This window comes from Lacticaseibacillus yichunensis (assembly GCF_003946405.1).
Classification (GTDB): domain Bacteria; phylum Bacillota; class Bacilli; order Lactobacillales; family Lactobacillaceae; genus Lacticaseibacillus; species Lacticaseibacillus yichunensis.
In genome coordinates, this window is the sequence record NZ_RHOG01000029.1 from 20,762 (window position 1) to 37,913 (window position 17,152).

Genomic DNA, 17,152 nt, shown 5'->3' on the forward strand with positions numbered 1-17,152 from the left:
TGGTCGGCCAAGCCGCCAGAAGATATTCTACCAATCCGGGACAGTTCTCGCAAGGCTATTTCCGAATGATGAGCGGATTTATGTTTTGATAAACGCAAAAACCCGAACAAAAATTGTTCGGGTTTTTCATGCATCGGTTATTCACGAATATCAACGGCCATCCTGATGTAACGTCTCCTCGGCGATATAGGCGAAAATATGGCCAAAAGCGAGTTCCAAAACGTCATCAAACGCCACCGGCACGTTTTCCGGTTCTCCGCCATCGGTCAGGCGCATCACAAAGCCGGTTGCCGAGACCTCCTGGGGAACGCCCATCAGATGGTCCTCTTCAGTGGCGGCCCGTACCCGGATCACCCGCTGAAAGGCCGCAGCCTCGCTCACCAAACTGGGAATCAGCTCGGCGGTGTTGTCAAAATCACGATCCGCATTCAGGACCGGTTGCTGGGTAAAATCATGCGCCATATCCCACTGCCGGTAAAAGGCGATGGTCTGCAGGTAATCCGAGGCGGTGGTCAGGCTCTGAAGCGCGGCGATGCGCAGCGCCACATAGCCGCCAAACTGCGCCGCCATGTCCAGCAACGAGAGCACGACCACCCCGTGATTGAGTGCCTTGACTGTGCCGATATAAAACTGGTCCTCATTATCCCGCGGAATCGCGGCCAGCATCGCGCCACTTTTTTCGGCATCAGCTAAGATCGGCGTCAGCTGACCGTTGTTAAGGTGCAGCATCGATTTTTGATGAACCAGGTGCGCGCGCTGCGCCACCAGCTGGGTCTCAAGAAACAGGTCCAGGCCGGCAAACTCCACGACCAGCACGTCGGAGCAGTCGATCTGCATCACGCGCACATCGGTGTAGTTATATTTATTGAAAACAGACAGCGTGAAGCGATCCTCAAACACGCTGGTGATCTGGCCTTCCAGAAACGAATCGTCATCGGCCAAGATCACCATCACAACTTGTTGGCTGGCCTGGGCCTGCTGTGCCAATTGCTGCAGCAGGTCCTGGGTCGGATCGAACTTGAGCGTCGCCGGCTCCTCAAGGGTGAGGAAATGCGCCTTTTCCGCCAGGTCAATGCGAAAGTCCATGTCGTCGAGATCCGCGCCGGCAAATTCGACCTGCTCGATCGCGTTAAACGTCAGCAAAACGGCGCCATCGCTAATGCCAGCATCATTATAAGTCGACAAGATCACCGCGTTACTGCCGAGCGCCTGGACATAGCCCGTGTAAAAATCGTCGGTATCTCGCTGGTAGACATTGATCAGCAGCTTTTCGTTGAGTGCCGCCATCAAACTCATCAAGATCGCGTCGATCGCGATCACCTCCCAAAAATAGACGTGTTGCGTGTTCCATTAAAGCGCACGCAATGCTACAGCAGTGTCGTGGGCCAAATGTCCGGGTCCGAGCAGCTAAGGCTCCAATCACCTGGTCCTAAGTTCGGACCAGGCGCTTGGAACACTTACCTGTCGGACCCAAAAACGACATTTGTCCCACTTCCGTTAATGGGTCGGCGCCTGGGCATCAGGCGCCATGGAACTGAATTTGTTGTAGGATTTGACGAATAAGAGCTTCACCGTGCCGCGCGCACCGGACCGGTTTTTTTCAACGATCACTTCGACCGGCCCGACATTTTGCTCATCGTCTTCATGCGGCTTGCCTGCGCTATCGTCGCCTTCTTCGTCGCGGTAATAATCATCGCGATACAAAAAGGCCACGATGTCCGCATCCTGCTCGATGGACCCAGATTCACGAATGTCCGACAGCACAGGGCGCTTGTCCTGCCGCTGTTCGACGCCACGGGAAAGCTGGGACAGGGCGATCACCGGCACATGCAGTTCCTTGGCCAGCTTCTTCAACTGCCGCGAGATCGCGGAGACCTCCTGCTGACGGTTCTCCTGCCCGGAGCCTTCGATCAGCTGCAGGTAGTCAATGATCACCAGGCCGAGGTCATGCTCCTTGGCCAGGCGCAGGCATTGCGAGCGAATCTGGGCCATGCGCACGCCGGGGGTGTCATCGATGTAGATGCTCGCCTGGCTCAAAGACCCCATGGCGATCACCAAATGCGACCATTCATCTTGCGACAGTTGGCCGGTGCGCAGGTGGTTGGCGTCGATGCTGCCTTCTGCGCAAAGCATGCGGTTGACCAGAGACTCCGCGCCCATTTCCAGGCTGAAAAGCGCGACAGTTTTCTCTGTTTTGGTGCCGACATTTTGCGCGATGTTCAGCGCAAAGGCCGTTTTCCCGACTGCAGGACGCGCCGCCAAGATCACCAGTTCATCTTCGTGCAACCCAGTCGTCAGCTTATCAAGCTCGTGAAAACCGGTTGGCAGTCCCGTGATCTCCTGCTTGTTTTGATACAGTTTGTCGATCTCGGCGACCGCGGAGTTGAGAACGTCCTTGATCGAGCGAAAGCCGCCCCGGGTCCCAACATCGGCCACCTGCATCATTTGATTTTCAGCATTTTCCACCAGCCCGGCCACGTCGCTTTGGTCGTCATAGCTCTGGCGGATGATCTTTTCAGCTGTCTGAATCAGGCGCCGCAACTGCGCCTTATCCGCAATGATCTGCGCATAATACTGCACATGGGCCGCAGTCGGCGTGGCGTCAGCCAGCTCAAGTAAATAAGGCACCCCGCCAATATCAGTCAGCTGGTTGCGGGCCTCGAGGCAGTCCTGCAGCGTGACCACATCGATGGCCGAGCCTTCCTCAGACAGCGCGGCCATCGCCGCAAAAATCAGTTGGTGGGCGCGCTTATAGAAGTCTTCGGGCTGAATCAATTCAGCTGCATCGACCAGGGTCGCGGGGTCCAAAAAAATACCGCCGAGCACGGCCTGCTCCGCTTCTAGACTTTGTGGCATTTGCCGTTGAATCGGTTGATCGTCCATCTTTGTCGCTCCTCACCGTTTGCTGTGTCCTAACCAGTATAGAGTAAAACCTGGACAAACTAAAGCCGCCGAACTTGTCGCTGGAAAATAAAAAAGCCGCTTATCACCCGGGAAATAACGGGCAAAAATGGCGGCTTTGGATCAGGCAATTATTTTTGCTGGGTGATGTGCACGCGAATCGTGGCCGTCACGCCTGGGTACAGGTCCACCGGCACATTGCGGTAGCCCAGCGCCCGAATCGGCTCTGGCAGATTGATCTTGCGCTTGTCGACCTTGATCTCGTATTGCTTTTCCAGCGCCGTGGCGATCTGTTTTGACGGAATCGAGCCAAACAGTCGCGCGTCTTCGCCGGCCTTGGACTGAATCTGCACCACCGTGTTGTCGTCCTCGAGCCGCGTCTTGACGGCAACGGCTTCCGCTTTGGCGGCGGCTTCCTTTTTGGCCTCAAGCTTCTGCTGGCCTTGAAGCGCGCTCATGGCCTGCGAGGTCGCGGCTTTCGCCTTCCCATTTTTGATCAAAAAATTCTGCGCGTAGCCATCTGGGACCTCTTTGACCTCGCCGCGCTTGCCTTTTCCTCGAACATCTTGGGTAAAAATCACTTTCATGATGCTTGCACCTTTTCCTTTCGACTTAATTCTCCGCCTGCTCTTCGGCGATCGCCTCGCGCAGCATCGTCGTCACCTGCGTCACGGTCTTGCCTTCGATCTGGGTGGCGGCATTGCTCAAATGGCCGCCGCCGCCGAGCCTTTCCATGATCACTTGGACGTTGATGTCGCCCAGCGAGCGCGCGGAGACGCCAATGCGATTATCCGGCCGCCGCGTCACCACGAAGCTGGCCTCGATGCCATTGAGCGACAGCAAGGTGTCGGCCGCCTGCGCCGCAATCACCGGATCATAAGACTTGGTCTCTTCTCCTGTACATAATGCCATATTCGCCGTGATCATTTCAACGCTGTCGATCAAGTGATTCTTTTGAATGTACGCGTCGACATTTTCCTTCAATAGATTTTGCGTCAGCAGCGAATCCGCGCCATTTGAGCGCAGGTAGCTGGCCGCATCGAAAGTCCGTGTCCCGGTTCGCAGGGAAAAATTATGGGTGTCCACAGTGATCCCGGCCAGCATCGCCGTCGCCTCCAGCTTATTGAGCCCTGCCACATTGGTCGGCTGGTACTCAAACATCTCGGCGATCAGCTCGCAAGTCGAGCTCGCATACGGCTCAATGTAGACGAGCATCGGATTATCCGGGAACTCCTCGCCGCGGCGATGGTGATCGATGATGACGGTGCGGGCGGCGAGGCGGTCATAAAGGGCCGGCGCGCCGGTGATGGTTGGCTTACTGTGATCGACCATCACGAAGAGGCTCTGCCCGGTGGCCTGCGCCAGCGCGGCTTCCGGGGTAATGATGGCATTGGCCGTGTCGGGATCTTTGCCGATCAGCTGCATCAGGCGCTGGACATCTGAATGCAATTGATCCGGCTCGATCACCACGTAACATTCTTTGCCATTCATTTGCGCGATGCGCCGAATCCCGAGCGCCGCCCCGACTGAATCCATGTCGGGCCGCTGGTGACCGGTGACGAAGATCTTGTCGGTCTGTTTAAACAGCTCCTGCAGGGCGCCCGAGATCATTCTGGCCCGCACGCGGGTCCGTTTTTCCATCGGGTTGGTCTTGCCGCCGTAAAAGCGCGCCTGTTCATTTTTCGCCCGCACAACGACCTGGTCGCCGCCGCGACCAAGCGCGAGGTCCAAGTTGGACTGCGACGTCAGCGCCAGTTGGCCCAAGTCGGCCTCGCCATAAGCGATACCCACGGACAGGGTCAGCGGGAAGTTCTGCTTAGATGTCTCCTCGCGAATCACATCGAGAATGTGGAATTTATCCTTCTCCACCTTTTTCAAGGCGCGGACATATGCGATCAGCAAAAAGCGGTCATCACCGATGCGTTTGACGAACATCCCGAAGTTATTCGCCCAGTCGGTCAGCTGGTTGGTGACATAGCTGTTGAGCGTTGAACGCGCTTGATCCTCCATAGTCTGGGTCAACTCGTCGTAATTATCCAAAAAGATCTGGCCGATCGCCACACGCTCCTCGGCCGCCTGGGCTTCGATCTGCGCATAGCGGGTAATATCCATTAAATAGACGACGCCGATGCTTTTTTGAATGATCATCTCGAATTCATGATCGCCCCAGTGGATCTTCTGCCGCTCATTGGACTCCTGCTTGCCGGCGACGAGTTCGGCCAGCGCTGGGTCAACCACCGAAAGCGGTTGGCCAAGGAAATCCTGGTCGCCGAAATATTGCTGCAGATAGGGATTGGCCCATTCAATGTTCAGCCGGTCGTCGTAGATCAAGATTCCGACCGGCATCTTGATCAGGGCCTCTTGTTCCCCTCGCTTGATGCGGTACGACAGATCCGAGATGTATTTATTGGTATTCGCGGTGATGGTCGCCAAGGCGTAAAAGACGGCCGCGACCAACCCGATCAGAAAGAGTAAGAGCAAGACCGCCACCAGCGGGCGAATAAAAAAGGCGACGATCACGTCAAGCGCGGCCAAGACCAGCATGACGGCTGAGACGATCAGCAGCCGTTCATCTTCCAAAAATGCTGGCAGCTTGATGCGCGCAAATAGTTTTTTCATCATAACGCTCACTTTCGCTGAGTCTCAATTTAGGGAATCTTAAGTAATTCTACCATACTTGGCCAAGCCCTGCCCTTTGTCCGAATTTCAAACCAGGGTGCGCGGAATGTCCCCGGTCAGCCCAAATGAATCGACGGGCAGCAATCACGACTGCCAAGGCCAAAAAGTCCACCTGTCGCCATGATAATTTTGTTTTTAAATGACAAAATATAATTGTTAGTAATGTTTATCAAAATTGACTAATGGTCAGAATCGGCCAGAATGTTCATTAGCGCTAAAATAATGAACAAATCAGCCAAGATCGTCAACACACTCGATCGAATCTCAAAACTATTTTTACGAATATTGAACCGAAAAATCACCATCTAAACCGTTGATGTATCCGCTTACGCGCGTTATACTGATTTCGACACTGAGAGGCGTGGAGGAGCTGGCCACGAGTTTTCTCCCAGCGTCGGTCAGTCCGGCGGGAGACAACCCGCGACCCACCCCGAGCGACGCAATGACGGTCACCTGTACGATGTTGGGTGACCCAAAGGGAGAAACGGACCCAGTGCTGAAAGGCACCGGAAAATGTACCACCCGTATTTCTAACTGAATAAGTTCCCCGAACACCGACGGGAGGAATCTCGAAAATGAAGAGGGAAAGGGATCCAACCTAAAATTTGGCAGGTCGGAGGAGACTTCGGCCTGTTTGCTGTGCAATGGAATAACTTGGCGACGGATCGACGCGGCCAAGTACCAATCAGCGCGATTCGAAAAGGCCTGAGCGAATTTTTGCTCAGGCCTTTTTTCGTGGCTTCCGATTATCGGCGATGCCTCAAGGTCAGGCGGCGCTTGATAGAGACGTAGCCACCCTCAGCGCGCCTTGACCAAGGTCTCGCGGCCCAGCCACGCGACCGCCGCCGCACCGATCAGGACAGCCGCCGTGAACAGCCCAAAGATCGCGGTGAATGAGACCCCGCTGGCCACCATCGCGCCCGTTGCCAGCGGGCCAACGATGCCGCCCAGCCGACCGACCCCAGCCGCCATGCCGGAGCCACTGCTGCGAATGCTGTCTGGATATTGTTCCGGCGAATACGCGTACAAGGCACCCCATGCCCCCAAGTTGAAGAACGAAAGCAACGCCCCAGCCGTCAAGAGCATCGCCAGGTTGGCTGCGGCGCCAAACGCAAGCGCCGACAATTCGGTACCGGTCAAAAAGACGATGAGGACCGGCTTGCGGCCCCATTTTTCGATCAGCCAAGCGGCGACAAAATAGCCAGGCAGTTGGGCCAAGGTCATCAGCAAGGTGTAGCCAAAACTATGGATCAAGTCATAGCCGCGCAGCACCATCACACTCGGCAGCCACAAGAACATCCCATAATAGGAAAAGACGACCATGAACCAGACGATCCAGAGCATGGCTGTCGCTCGCCGTAATTGCGGTTGCCATAGCGCGCGTAACGCACTGAAAAAGCTGCGACGCTGCGGTTTTTCCGCTTCAAAGACCGGCGATTCGTTGATGCCGCCGCGGAAATACAAGGCATAAAGCGCCGTGCATCCGGTGATCAGGACACTCACACGCCAGCCCCAATGCGGAATGACAAAATAGGAGACCAGCGCGGCAAGCAGCCAGCCCACCGCCCAAAAGCTTTCAAGCAGGACCACGCTGCGGCCGCGATGTTGTGGCGCCACGCTTTCCGACACGAGCGTCGAGGCAACCGGCAATTCACCGCCGAGGCCAGCCCCGATGATGAACCGCAGCGCCATGAACATCACATAACCATTTGCCAACGCCGACAGGGCCGACCCCATTGAAAAGACCAACAGGGTGATGATCAGCACAGCTTTGCGCCCGATCCGATCCGCCATCATCCCAAAAAGGACGGCGCCGAGTGCCATCCCCAGCGAGGAGATACTGCCAATCAAGCCACTTTGCGTCGCCGTCAGATGCCATTCAGGCGCGACCGCGGCCAAAATAAAGGACAACATCCCCACATCCATGGCGTCAAAGAGCCACGCCACCCCAACACCAGTGATCAAACGCGCATGTTGCCACAGCGAAGGCGCCGTTTTTGATTCTTCCATGAGCCAATCTCCTCCAAGAAAAAAGAGGGTGTCAAGACATCCTCCGAATTGGCTCTATTTTCCGGGAAATAAGGTGTCTTGTCAACCCTCTTCGTATAAATAACCCGCATTTCTTAGGGCTGTTTTGACCGCGGTCAACTGAGCCGGGGTGCTGTAGGCGATCGTGTGCAAATGCACCCCGCCTGTCAGCTCAGATAACAGCTTAGCCGGATGTTGACGTAGATGGGCCATGAACAGCGTGATATCGGTCTGGGTGCGGATCTGCAGCTGGCCGCGCAGCTCACCATACACCGGATGATCCACCGCGACATCTAGCAGCGCAGCGCCCGTCGCCACGATCAGCGACATCTCGTCTTCCGTCTGGGCCGGGGTGTGGCGGCACACGATCACCGCCTGCTGTTCCCCGCTAGCGGTTCGCTGGTACTGATAGCCCTGGGGCGTTGCGATGACTTGATCGCCGTGTGCACGCATCAAGGCGATATCCCCGACCACCGTCTGCCGACTGACGCCAAATCGCTTGGCAAAAGTCGTCGCCGAGATCGCCTCCGTTGCTTCACTCAAGGCAGCCTGAATCTGGGCGCGCCGCTCTGCATTCGTCAACATAAAACCAGCTCCTTTTCTACTTACGACATTGTGTTCTTTCAGTGTACCGCGCGCCGGCTGTCAAGACAACGGCCGCAAAAAGACCCGGGTCAAAATTTCTGACTCAGGTCTTTTTTGGTGGGAATGAAATGTGGCTTTTGGAGACGGATCCGGTGACCCGCCGTCCCGCGCGCTTCGCACCCTATTCCAGTTGGGCTTCGGTGCGCACAGCGGGTACATCTAACTGTCTCGGGCACTCGAGGCAAAGAACGCCTCAAGCGCTCCGAGCCAAGTTAGCTGACCCGCCGTCCCGCGCACCTCCGCACCCTATTCCAGTTGGGCGCCGCGTGGCAGGTCTGAGACATCTAGTCGTCCCGGTCGCCTGATGGCTAAGTGCGCCATCAAACGCCCGGGCCGCACTAGCTGCACAGACCTAAACGCCGCGCTTCGCACCCTAATCCTTTTCCGCCTTAAAATGCGGTTTCGCCGCTTCTTTGGCATAGGCGAGGCGGATCAGCTTATCGATCTCGGTGACGACCAAGACAATAAAGCCGATTGCAATCGCGATGCCCCATTCGCGCAGGGACATGCCGGAAGTGCCCATCACATTTTGCATGAACGGCACGTAGGTCAAAATCAGCTGCAACACCATCATGAGGCCGATGATCGCATAGGCCATCGGGTTGGTGAAGAGCTGCTTGGAAAACGCCGGGGCCTTGGTGCGAATGTTGAACAGGTAGAAGATCTTCCCGAGAATGACGATGTTGACCATCATCGTCGAGGCGGTGGCCGCATCCACGATGCCGCGGCTGAGCAGATAGTCATGGGCGATCAGGCCCAGGCCAGAGATCAGCACCGACACATAAATGAGTTGGAAAATATCGTGCTTGTTCATCATGCCGGCCGTGTTCGAGCGCGGCGGCCGTTCCATGATGCCCGGTTCCGCGGGCTCGAAGATAAACGCAAACTGAATGGTGATCGCCGAGACCATGTTGATCCACAGCATCTGCGGGGCATTCAGCGGCATGGCATCCTGCGTGAGCACGGTAAAGGCGATGATCAACCCTTCGGCAAAACTGGTCGGTAGCAGGAACAACACACTCTTTTTCAAGTTGTCATAAATGCGCCGGCCTTGGGCGATCGCTTTTTCCATCGTGGTGAACTTGTCATCCGTCAAAATAATATCGGCGGCATCCTTTGCCACATCAGTCCCGGACACACCCATGGCAACGCCGACATCCGCTTTTTTCAGCGCCGGGGCGTCATTGACCCCGTCGCCGACCATCGCGGTGACGTTGCCGGCTTCTTGCAAGGCGGTCACGATCGCCAGCTTATCGGCCGGCGTCGTGCGCGCGAACACATCCGCAGTGGTCATCGCCTGAAAACGCGCGGCGTCGTCCATTTGGGCCAGTTCGGTTCCTGTGACGACGCGCGGGCGCTTGGCGATGCCCAAGGTGGCGGCGATCGCGCTGGCTGTTTCCGGGTGGTCCCCGGTGATCATGACAACGCGCACGCCGGCCTTATGCATCTGCTTGATCGAGGCGATCACCTCATCGCGCGGCGGATCGATCAACGCGGCAATGCCCAGGAACTGCATCCCTTCTTCGCAAAGCGGCAAGGTGATCTCATTCACCTCGGGGCCGACAACTTTTTCCGCCACCGCGATGACACGCTGGCCACCGCGAGACAATTTCGACGTCAGCGCCAGGTAGGTCTCTTCGTCAAAATGCGGATCCGCGTTTTTCGCCATCGGGAAGACCTTATCGGGAGAGCCCTTCAGGTAGATCTTGCGCGTGCCATCCGGCAATTCGACCAGCTTCGCCATGTAGCGATAATCCGAATCAAATGGCAAAAAGTCGAGCTCTTCGCCGGCAGGGTCGGCGTCAAACCCCTTTTGATAGGCGGTCATAAAGGCGCCATCAGTCGGCTCCCCGTTGATCTCATACACCCCGTCGACCTCGGCCAAGGTGGTGTCGTTTGCCTGGAAGCCTGCGATCAGCAGCTCCTGCAGATCCGCCTGATCCGCTGGCGAGACCGCCGCCCCATCCAGCATAAACTGGCCGGTCGGCGCATAGCCGGTGCCAGTGACTGCATAATGATGCGCCGGCGTGATCACGTCGGTCATCGTCATTTCGTTTTTCGTCAGCGTCCCTGTTTTATCAGTGGCAATGACGTCAACGGAGCCCAAGGTCTCGGCGCCAGGCAGTGTTTTGACGATGGTGTTGTTGTGCTTGGCCATGTTCTGCATGCCCATCGCCAGAACCACCGAAGTCGTCGCCGGAAGCCCTTCAGGAAGCGAGCCGACGATCATCGTCACCACGGCCAGGGCCAGGGTGCCAACGGTGTAGCGGCCGGTGAATAACCCGAAAATAAAGAGTGCAACGGCAAACACGAGAATCCCAATAGAGATCCCTTTGCCGATGCCATCGAGTTCCTTCATTAATGGGGAACGGCCTTTGCGGACATCCGCCACGGCTTGGGAGATCTTCCCAAGTTCGGTGTGGATCCCGGTCGCCACCACGATGCCCATGCCGGAACCTGACGCGACAGCCGTCGAGGCAAATGCCATGTTCGACTGTTCGGCCAGCGGCACATCGCCTACCAGCGGCTCGATCTGTTTTTCGACCGAGTTCGATTCGCCAGTCAGCGCCGATTCCATCATGGTCAGGTTATCGACATCAAACAGCCGCAGATCGGCCGGCACATTGTCTCCTGCTTCGAGGAAAACAACATCCCCCGTCACAAGATCCGCCGTGTCGACATCGACGCGCTGGCCATCGCGATAAACCGTGGCGGTGTGCGCCAGCATCTGTTTGATCTTCTCCAGCGCATTGCTGGCGTTGACCTCTTGAAAATAACCGATAAACGCGTTGATCACGATGACCAACGCAATAATGATCGTATCCGTCATGAGCCCCATAATGCTGGTCATAATGGCCGCCCCAATCAAAATATAAATGATCAGGTTGTTGAACTGGCGGATAAAAGTGACCCATTTAGGTGTGACGTGCGACTCCAACGCGTTTGGCCCATTTATTGCCAAGCGCTTTTTTGCGTCCTCGCTGCTCAATCCTGCTTCTAGATCGGGCACGTGCAATTCCTGTTGGATCGTCGGGACATCTACATGGGTCAGCGACCTATGTTCACCGGGATCGTCCATAAATCATCATCCTTTTTGTCAATATGAATTTGGCTCTCGCCATAGGGTTGAACATAACTAATTTTATAGTAACCCCGCGTCGCACGCAACCAGTCTTGCGCGCCCCGCGCCGCACCCTTTCCCGATGCGGTTGCGCTTTCAAGCCGGTTTGGGTATGGTTGAGTTAACGATCTGACCGAAAGAAGGCGGCCTATGTCCCGCAGCCAACGTTTTCACCTGAGTGCCGCTCAGGCGATACTGCTCAGCTTTGCCTTGATGATTCTGGTGGGCGCCCTGCTCCTCACCCTGCCGGTGGCCAGCCAAAATGGCCGCAGCATCGGCTTTCTTGATGCGCTTTTCACCGCGGTGTCGGCCGGCTGCGTTACAGGGCTGGTGGTGGTCAACACGATGCAACACTGGACGCTTTTTGGCCAGCTGGTGATTCTGCTTTTGATTCAGTTCGGCGGCATCGGCTTCATCACCGTGGTCACCGGCGCGGTCACCTTATTTCGGCGTCGCATCGGCCTGCGCCAGCGCCTGGTCGTGCAGGCCATGTTTGCGCAAAACGACCTCGCCGGCATGGGCAAACTGACCCTGTCCGTGATGAAGTACACCGCCGCCATCGAAGGCATCGGCGCCCTGTTCATGACCGCGGGCTTCCTGCAAGCCGACCGCGGCTATGACGTCGGCGAGGCGCTGTGGTACGGCATTTTCCACGCGGTCTCCGCCTTTTGCAACGCCGGCTTTGATATCGTCGGCCTCAACAGCCTGGAGGTCTTCCGCACCGATCCGCTGCTCAACTGGACGATCATGTGTCTGATCGTACTTGGCGGGCTCGGCTTCACGGTCCTGCATGAACTCAGCCATTTTCTCACGACCCGCAAGCCGCGCAAACGTGCGCTGCGGCGTCTGTCGCTTCAGGCAAAATTGGTCCTGCTTTCAAGCGGCATCCTACTTATTGGCGGCGCCGTGCTCTTTGCAGTGCTAGAGTGGAATCGCCCGAGCCTCGCAGGCCTGTCCGCACCGCAAAAATGGCTGGCGAGTGCCTTTGAATCCGTGACGCTGCGAACAGCCGGGTTTGCCACCACCGCCCAAGACCAGCTGGGCGACCTCAGCAAGCTCGCCGCTTCGGCCTTCATGTTTATCGGCGGCTCCCCGGCTGGTACCGCAGGCGGGATCAAGACCATCAGCGTCGCCTTGCTGATCGGCAGTGCCTGGGCGGCGATGCGCGGCCAAAATGGACTGGTGCTTTTTGGCCGGCGCATTCCCCAAGCCACGTTGAACAAGGCGCTTGCGATCACTTGTACCATGATGGCGATCGTGGTCTGCGCAACACTTGCCCTGCACTTCACCGAGGCTGGCAACGCGTTTCACCCCAAAGCCTTGGACCTCTTGTTTGAAACGACCAGTGCCGCTGGGACAGTGGGCCTCACAACCGGCATGACGCCGTATCTATCCGCCGCGGGCAAAGGCATCATTGCCCTGTGCATGTTCATTGGGCGCCTGTCGCCCCTGACATTGGCGGTCGCCTTGGCCACCCGCCAGACCAGCCTCTCCGCGCAACTCGATTATCCCGAAGAAGATCTGATTCTAGGTTAGGAGTGTCTCATATGAAAAATATGCCGCATAGTTTTGCCGTCTTTGGCCTTGGCCGCTTTGGCACTAGCCTGGTGTCGCATCTCGCCCAGGCGGATGTCGAGATCTTGGCCGTTGACCGCGAAATGGCGCGCGTCAACACGGTCGTCGATCAAGTGGACCGCTGCGTGACCGGCGATGCCAGCGATGAGGCCTTGCTGAAAAAACTGGATATCGCCCAATTCGACGTTGTGGTTTTTGCCATGGGCGAAGAATTCGAAAGCAGCGTGATGGCCACGATGATCGCCAAGGAACTCGGCGCGCCGCATGTGGTCGTCAAGGCCTTGGCGCCTCGGCAAGCCGCGATTCTCCGCCGGGTCGGCGCCGATCAAGTGGTCCTGCCTGAAGTCGAAATGGGAGCCAAGGTCGCCCAGCAGTTAGTGGATCCAAACGTCCTTGATGTCCTGGACCGCGCCGGCGTTACGATCTCCGAGCAGCACCCCGATGAAGCTTGGGTCGGGAAAAATATCATCGAGGCGGACCTTCGCAACCGCGCCGGACTGAATGTACTGGCGGTGGTGCGCAACGGCGCAGTCCAAGTGCCGGTCGACGTCGCTCAGCCGCTGCAGGCCAGCGATATTTTGATCACCTTGGCCGCGAGCGAAACAGAATGAAATGCAATTGGCGACTCGCTGTTCAGCGGGTCCTTTTTTGCATCCAAACTGTTGCCCCTATCCCCAGCGGCGTACAATAAGCGCGAGACCATCGATAGAAAGAAGCGACAATGATGACAGTTTTTCCAACAGATTTTCTCTGGGGCGGTGCGATCGCCGCAAACCAGGCAGAAGGCGCCTGGCAAACAGACGGCAAGGGCCCGTCGATCGCCGATGTGACCACCCATGGCATCGGCAAAAGTGAGCACGACAAGGCCGTGGTGTCTGGACATTACTATCCAAATCACGAAGCAATCGATTTTTACCACCGCTATCAGACAGATCTGACGCTCATGGCCGGCATGGGGTTCAACTGTTTTCGGACCTCGATCGCCTGGAGCCGCATCTATCCAACCGGCGAAGAAGACACCCCCAACGAAGCGGGCCTGGCCTATTACGACCGGCTCTTTGCGAAAATGCATGAGCTGGGCATGACCCCGATCGTCACGATCTCACATTATGAGACCCCGCTGGCGCTCCACGACAAATATGGGGGTTGGACCAGCAAGAAACTGATTCCGCTGTATGAAAAGTTTTGTCGCACGATTTTCACCCGCTATGGCCATGTCGTGCCTTACTGGATGACGTTCAACGAAATGAACAACACTCATACGATCTGGTATGCGGCCGCCGCGATCGACCTAGCCGATGATCCGGACGAACGCGTGCGACAGACCTTCCAGGCGGAACATAACATGTACGTCGCCAACGCCAAGGCTGTCCAGCTCGCCAAGACGCTCATGCCGCACGCGCACATGGGCATCATGTTGTCACTCAGCCAGGCCGCGGTCTACCCTGCCACCTGCGCACCGGCCAATGTCTTCGGCGCGATGCAGATGCAGCGGCGCACCTGGGTGTCCGCTGACGTGCAGCTCAAGGGCCATTACCCCGCCTTTGTCGCCCGCATCCTGCGCGATCATCACGTGACCTTAGATGTGACCGACGACGAGCTGGCTCTGATCGCCGAAAACACCTCCGAATTTCTCGGCTTCAGTTATTACCGCTCCTCGACCTACAAAGCCGGCATGGGGCTGTATGGCGATACAGGCGGCGTCAAGGGCGCGCCCAATCCATATCTGGAAGCCACTGACTGGGGCTGGCAGATCGACCCGCTTGGCCTGCGCTGGATGTGCAATTTGGTCCAAGACCGCTACAGCTGCCCCATGATGGTCGTTGAAAATGGACTGGGCATGAAGGATACCGTGGCCCCGGATGGCCGCATCCACGATCCCGCGCGCAGTGATTATCTGATCAAACATCTTCAGGCGTTGGGCGAGGCGATCAAGGATGGCTGCAACGTGATCGGCTACACCTGGTGGGGCCCGATCGACATCGTGTCCGCTGGCGACGGCCAAATGTCCAAGCGTTATGGCTTTATTTACGTCGACAAGGACGATACCGGAAACGGCACCTTGGCGCGAAGCAAAAAAGATAGTTTTGACACCTATCAACATATCATCGAGACCAATGGTGAGTGTTTATTTGAGGAGGCCCAGTCATGATCAAGATCAGTCCCATCACCGATACTCAAAAACCGGCCAGCCTGGCGTTGATCACCGCCGCATTTTTGACCGCCGCGCATGCAGACGGCAACGAAGCCGCGCTTGTCGCTGCGCTGCGTCAAAGCCCGACCTATCATCCCGATTACGATGTCGTGGCGACCGCCGAAGATGGGACGCTGTTAGGCCACGCCTTGCTGAGTCAGGCCCAGGTGGTAGCGGATACTGGCACGCCACGGCCGGTGTTCGTCCTGGCCCCGCTGGCCGTTGCCCCTGCCCATCAAAGCGAAGGGGTCGGGGCGGCCTTGATCAGCTATCTTCAAATGCAGGCTGGCGAAGATGAGCGCCGCGCAATTTCCGTTTTGGGTGACCCCGCTTATTACGGTCGTTTTGGCTTTGGCCCTGCCGCCGACTACGGCATCACCGCGCCGTTTGACGTGCCCACGGCGAACTTCATGATCAAGGAGATTCGCCAAGGCGGCCTGGCAAACGTTCATGGTGAACTGCATTACGATCCGGCGTTTGGCCTGTAACAAGTTTCACGTGAAACTAAAGGAGGAATCGACATGGCTTTGATGCAACTCGATTATTATTCATCCGCACTGCAAATGAGTACCTTGGTCAACATCATCGTGCCCGATGAGATTCGTATCGCCGGCAAAGCACTCAGCAAAACGCCGGTGCTCTGGATGTTGCACGGCTTATCAGATGACGGCAGCGCCCCGCTGCGCCTGTCCAAGCTGGAACTTTACACCCAGGAAACGGGGCTGGTCGTTGTGATGCCAAGTGCTGGGCGTAGTTTTTACCTCGATGATATTCATGGGCAAAATTACTTCACCCTCGTCAGCGAGGAATTGCCGCACTACCTGCACCTATTGCTTGGGCTCTCCAATGAGAAGGCGCTCAATCATATTGCCGGAATCTCCATGGGCGGCTACGGGGCGGCCCGCATCGCCCTCACCCATCCAGAGCGCTACAGCCACGTGGGCCTGCTGTCGGGGGTCCTCGACACCAGCCTGCGCGCCGATCACGTTTCCGCAGAACAACAACACGAATTCCCGTTCTTGTATGGCGACACCGCTCGTCTAACTGGAGACTTGAATCCGCTGTCTTTGCTCGAAAATGCGCAGGGACAAGACTTAATGATTCATGTCTTTTGCGGGACGGGTGATGGCCTGTTGCCGATGAGTCAGAACTTTGTCTCACGCGGCCGCCAGCTTGGTCTTGAGATCACCGGCTCCTTCAGCAAAGGCGACCATGAATGGCGGTTCTGGGATCGATCACTCGACACGTTTACGCATGAGTTATGAGACGTTGTTTTTGATTGAGTGAGATGGTTTTTGAAGGAGCGGAGGTCTTGTTTTGTTCTCATATCCGATCAACGATCAATTGAAGTTGGCTTTACCCCGACCACTGATGGACGCCCCCATCTTATTCGCTTTGATCGATGCGGATCGCGACGTGCTGGGCCGCTGGTTGCCATGGGTCGACGCCTTACGTGCACCGCAAGATGAGACCGCCTTTCTCCAAACGGTGCTCACCCATTTTGCCCAGGGGACGTCGCTTAACACGGTGATCTGGCTGAACGACGCCCCGGCTGGTATGATCAGTTTCAATGGCTTTCACGAGCTGAGCCAAAGCGCCGATATCGGTTATTGGCTTGGGCGCCAATTCCGCGGCCAGGGCGTCATGACCCAAGCCGTCCGCGGCCTTTGTCGGTTGGGTTTTGATGAGTACGATCTCAACAAGATCACCATTGAGGCGGCGGTCGACAACCAGGCCAGCAATGCCGTCGCCCAACATGCCGGGTTTCACCTGGATGGCACGCTGCGAGCAAATGAACTGCTGGCAGACGGGGTGCATGACGGCCACGTCTGGTCCCTCCTCAAGTCGGAATTTTAAGCAATAAAAATAGGCATTGGTCGTCAGCGGCGGCCAGTGCCATTTTTATGGGTCTAAAATTTTTGGTGTTGATTGTGACAACGCCGGAAGTTTTGGACCTTTTTTGAATAACAAAAAAGGCACCTGGTCTTCCCCGGTGCTATGCTTTAAGC

Annotated in this window: 13 protein-coding genes; 6 read left to right on the top strand and 7 right to left on the bottom strand. The window is 56.8% G+C overall.

What is annotated here, in order from left to right:
- Nucleotides 1-150 precede the first annotated feature (150 nt).
- The 7 genes from EKM95_RS09020 to EKM95_RS09050 form a co-directional block, all read right to left on the bottom strand.
- Complete coding sequence (locus EKM95_RS09020) at nt 151-1,311, bottom strand: hypothetical protein (RefSeq protein ID WP_125697689.1); 1,161 nt, start codon at nt 1,309-1,311, stop codon at nt 151-153.
- A 186-nt stretch (nt 1,312-1,497) separates the two neighbouring features.
- Entirely contained in the window at nt 1,498-2,883 is a 1,386-nt protein-coding gene (gene dnaB, locus EKM95_RS09025) for a replicative DNA helicase (protein ID WP_125697668.1), read from the bottom strand.
- Between the two features lie 149 nt (nt 2,884-3,032).
- On the bottom strand, nt 3,033-3,488 hold the full coding sequence (gene rplI / locus EKM95_RS09030; protein ID WP_125697670.1) for a 50S ribosomal protein L9: 456 nt from the start codon (nt 3,486-3,488) through the stop codon (nt 3,033-3,035).
- 25 nt (nt 3,489-3,513) lie between these two features.
- Nucleotides 3,514-5,520, bottom strand: coding sequence for a DHH family phosphoesterase (locus tag EKM95_RS09035; protein WP_125697672.1), 2,007 nt, complete (start codon nt 5,518-5,520; stop codon nt 3,514-3,516).
- Nucleotides 5,521-6,378: 858 nt separating this feature from the next.
- Complete coding sequence (locus tag EKM95_RS09040) at nt 6,379-7,590, bottom strand: MFS transporter (protein WP_125697674.1); 1,212 nt, start codon at nt 7,588-7,590, stop codon at nt 6,379-6,381.
- Nucleotides 7,591-7,671: 81 nt separating this feature from the next.
- Entirely contained in the window at nt 7,672-8,190 is a 519-nt protein-coding gene (locus EKM95_RS09045) for a transcription repressor NadR (RefSeq protein ID WP_125697691.1), read from the bottom strand.
- Between the two features lie 436 nt (nt 8,191-8,626).
- Nucleotides 8,627-11,332: an HAD-IC family P-type ATPase gene (locus tag EKM95_RS09050; RefSeq protein WP_125697676.1), complete on the bottom strand. Its 2,706-nt coding sequence runs from the start codon at nt 11,330-11,332 to the stop codon at nt 8,627-8,629.
- Between the two features lie 192 nt (nt 11,333-11,524).
- On the opposite strand from EKM95_RS09050, the gene EKM95_RS09055 reads away from it, so the two are divergent.
- The 6 genes from EKM95_RS09055 to EKM95_RS09080 all read left to right on the top strand — a co-directional run bounded on the left by EKM95_RS09055 (nt 11,525) and on the right by EKM95_RS09080 (nt 17,000).
- A complete protein-coding gene (locus EKM95_RS09055) occupies nt 11,525-12,910 on the top strand; it encodes a TrkH family potassium uptake protein (RefSeq protein WP_125697678.1) in 1,386 nt (461 codons plus the stop codon).
- An 11-nt stretch (nt 12,911-12,921) separates the two neighbouring features.
- The gene (locus tag EKM95_RS09060; protein ID WP_125697680.1) at nt 12,922-13,560 is read left to right on the top strand and encodes a potassium channel family protein; all 639 of its coding nucleotides are present in this window, start codon (nt 12,922-12,924) and stop codon (nt 13,558-13,560) included.
- Between the two features lie 113 nt (nt 13,561-13,673).
- A complete protein-coding gene (locus EKM95_RS09065) occupies nt 13,674-15,101 on the top strand; it encodes a glycoside hydrolase family 1 protein (protein WP_125697681.1) in 1,428 nt (475 codons plus the stop codon).
- A complete protein-coding gene (locus EKM95_RS09070) occupies nt 15,098-15,631 on the top strand; it encodes a GNAT family N-acetyltransferase (protein WP_125697683.1) in 534 nt (177 codons plus the stop codon). The genes EKM95_RS09065 and EKM95_RS09070 overlap by 4 nt, the downstream gene beginning before the upstream one ends.
- A gap of 33 nt (nt 15,632-15,664) precedes the next feature.
- Entirely contained in the window at nt 15,665-16,408 is a 744-nt protein-coding gene (locus EKM95_RS09075; protein ID WP_125697685.1) for an alpha/beta hydrolase, read from the top strand.
- 52 nt (nt 16,409-16,460) lie between these two features.
- Nucleotides 16,461-17,000, top strand: a complete 540-nt coding sequence (locus tag EKM95_RS09080; RefSeq protein WP_125697687.1) for a GNAT family N-acetyltransferase — start codon at nt 16,461-16,463, stop codon at nt 16,998-17,000.
- The last annotated feature ends 152 nt before the right edge of the window (nt 17,001-17,152 follow it).

Coding starts and splice junctions, on each gene's coding strand:
- dnaB (WP_125697668.1), bottom strand. CDS start 2,883: ATGGACGATCAACCGATTCAACGGCAAATGCCACAAAGTCTAGAAGCG.
- rplI (WP_125697670.1), bottom strand. CDS start 3,488: ATGAAAGTGATTTTTACCCAAGATGTTCGAGGAAAAGGCAAGCGCGGC.
- EKM95_RS09035 (WP_125697672.1), bottom strand. CDS start 5,520: ATGAAAAAACTATTTGCGCGCATCAAGCTGCCAGCATTTTTGGAAGAT.
- EKM95_RS09040 (WP_125697674.1), bottom strand. CDS start 7,590: ATGGAAGAATCAAAAACGGCGCCTTCGCTGTGGCAACATGCGCGTTTG.
- EKM95_RS09050 (WP_125697676.1), bottom strand. CDS start 11,332: ATGGACGATCCCGGTGAACATAGGTCGCTGACCCATGTAGATGTCCCG.
- EKM95_RS09055 (WP_125697678.1), top strand. CDS start 11,525: ATGTCCCGCAGCCAACGTTTTCACCTGAGTGCCGCTCAGGCGATACTG.
- EKM95_RS09060 (WP_125697680.1), top strand. CDS start 12,922: ATGAAAAATATGCCGCATAGTTTTGCCGTCTTTGGCCTTGGCCGCTTT.
- EKM95_RS09065 (WP_125697681.1), top strand. CDS start 13,674: ATGACAGTTTTTCCAACAGATTTTCTCTGGGGCGGTGCGATCGCCGCA.
- EKM95_RS09070 (WP_125697683.1), top strand. CDS start 15,098: ATGATCAAGATCAGTCCCATCACCGATACTCAAAAACCGGCCAGCCTG.
- EKM95_RS09075 (WP_125697685.1), top strand. CDS start 15,665: ATGGCTTTGATGCAACTCGATTATTATTCATCCGCACTGCAAATGAGT.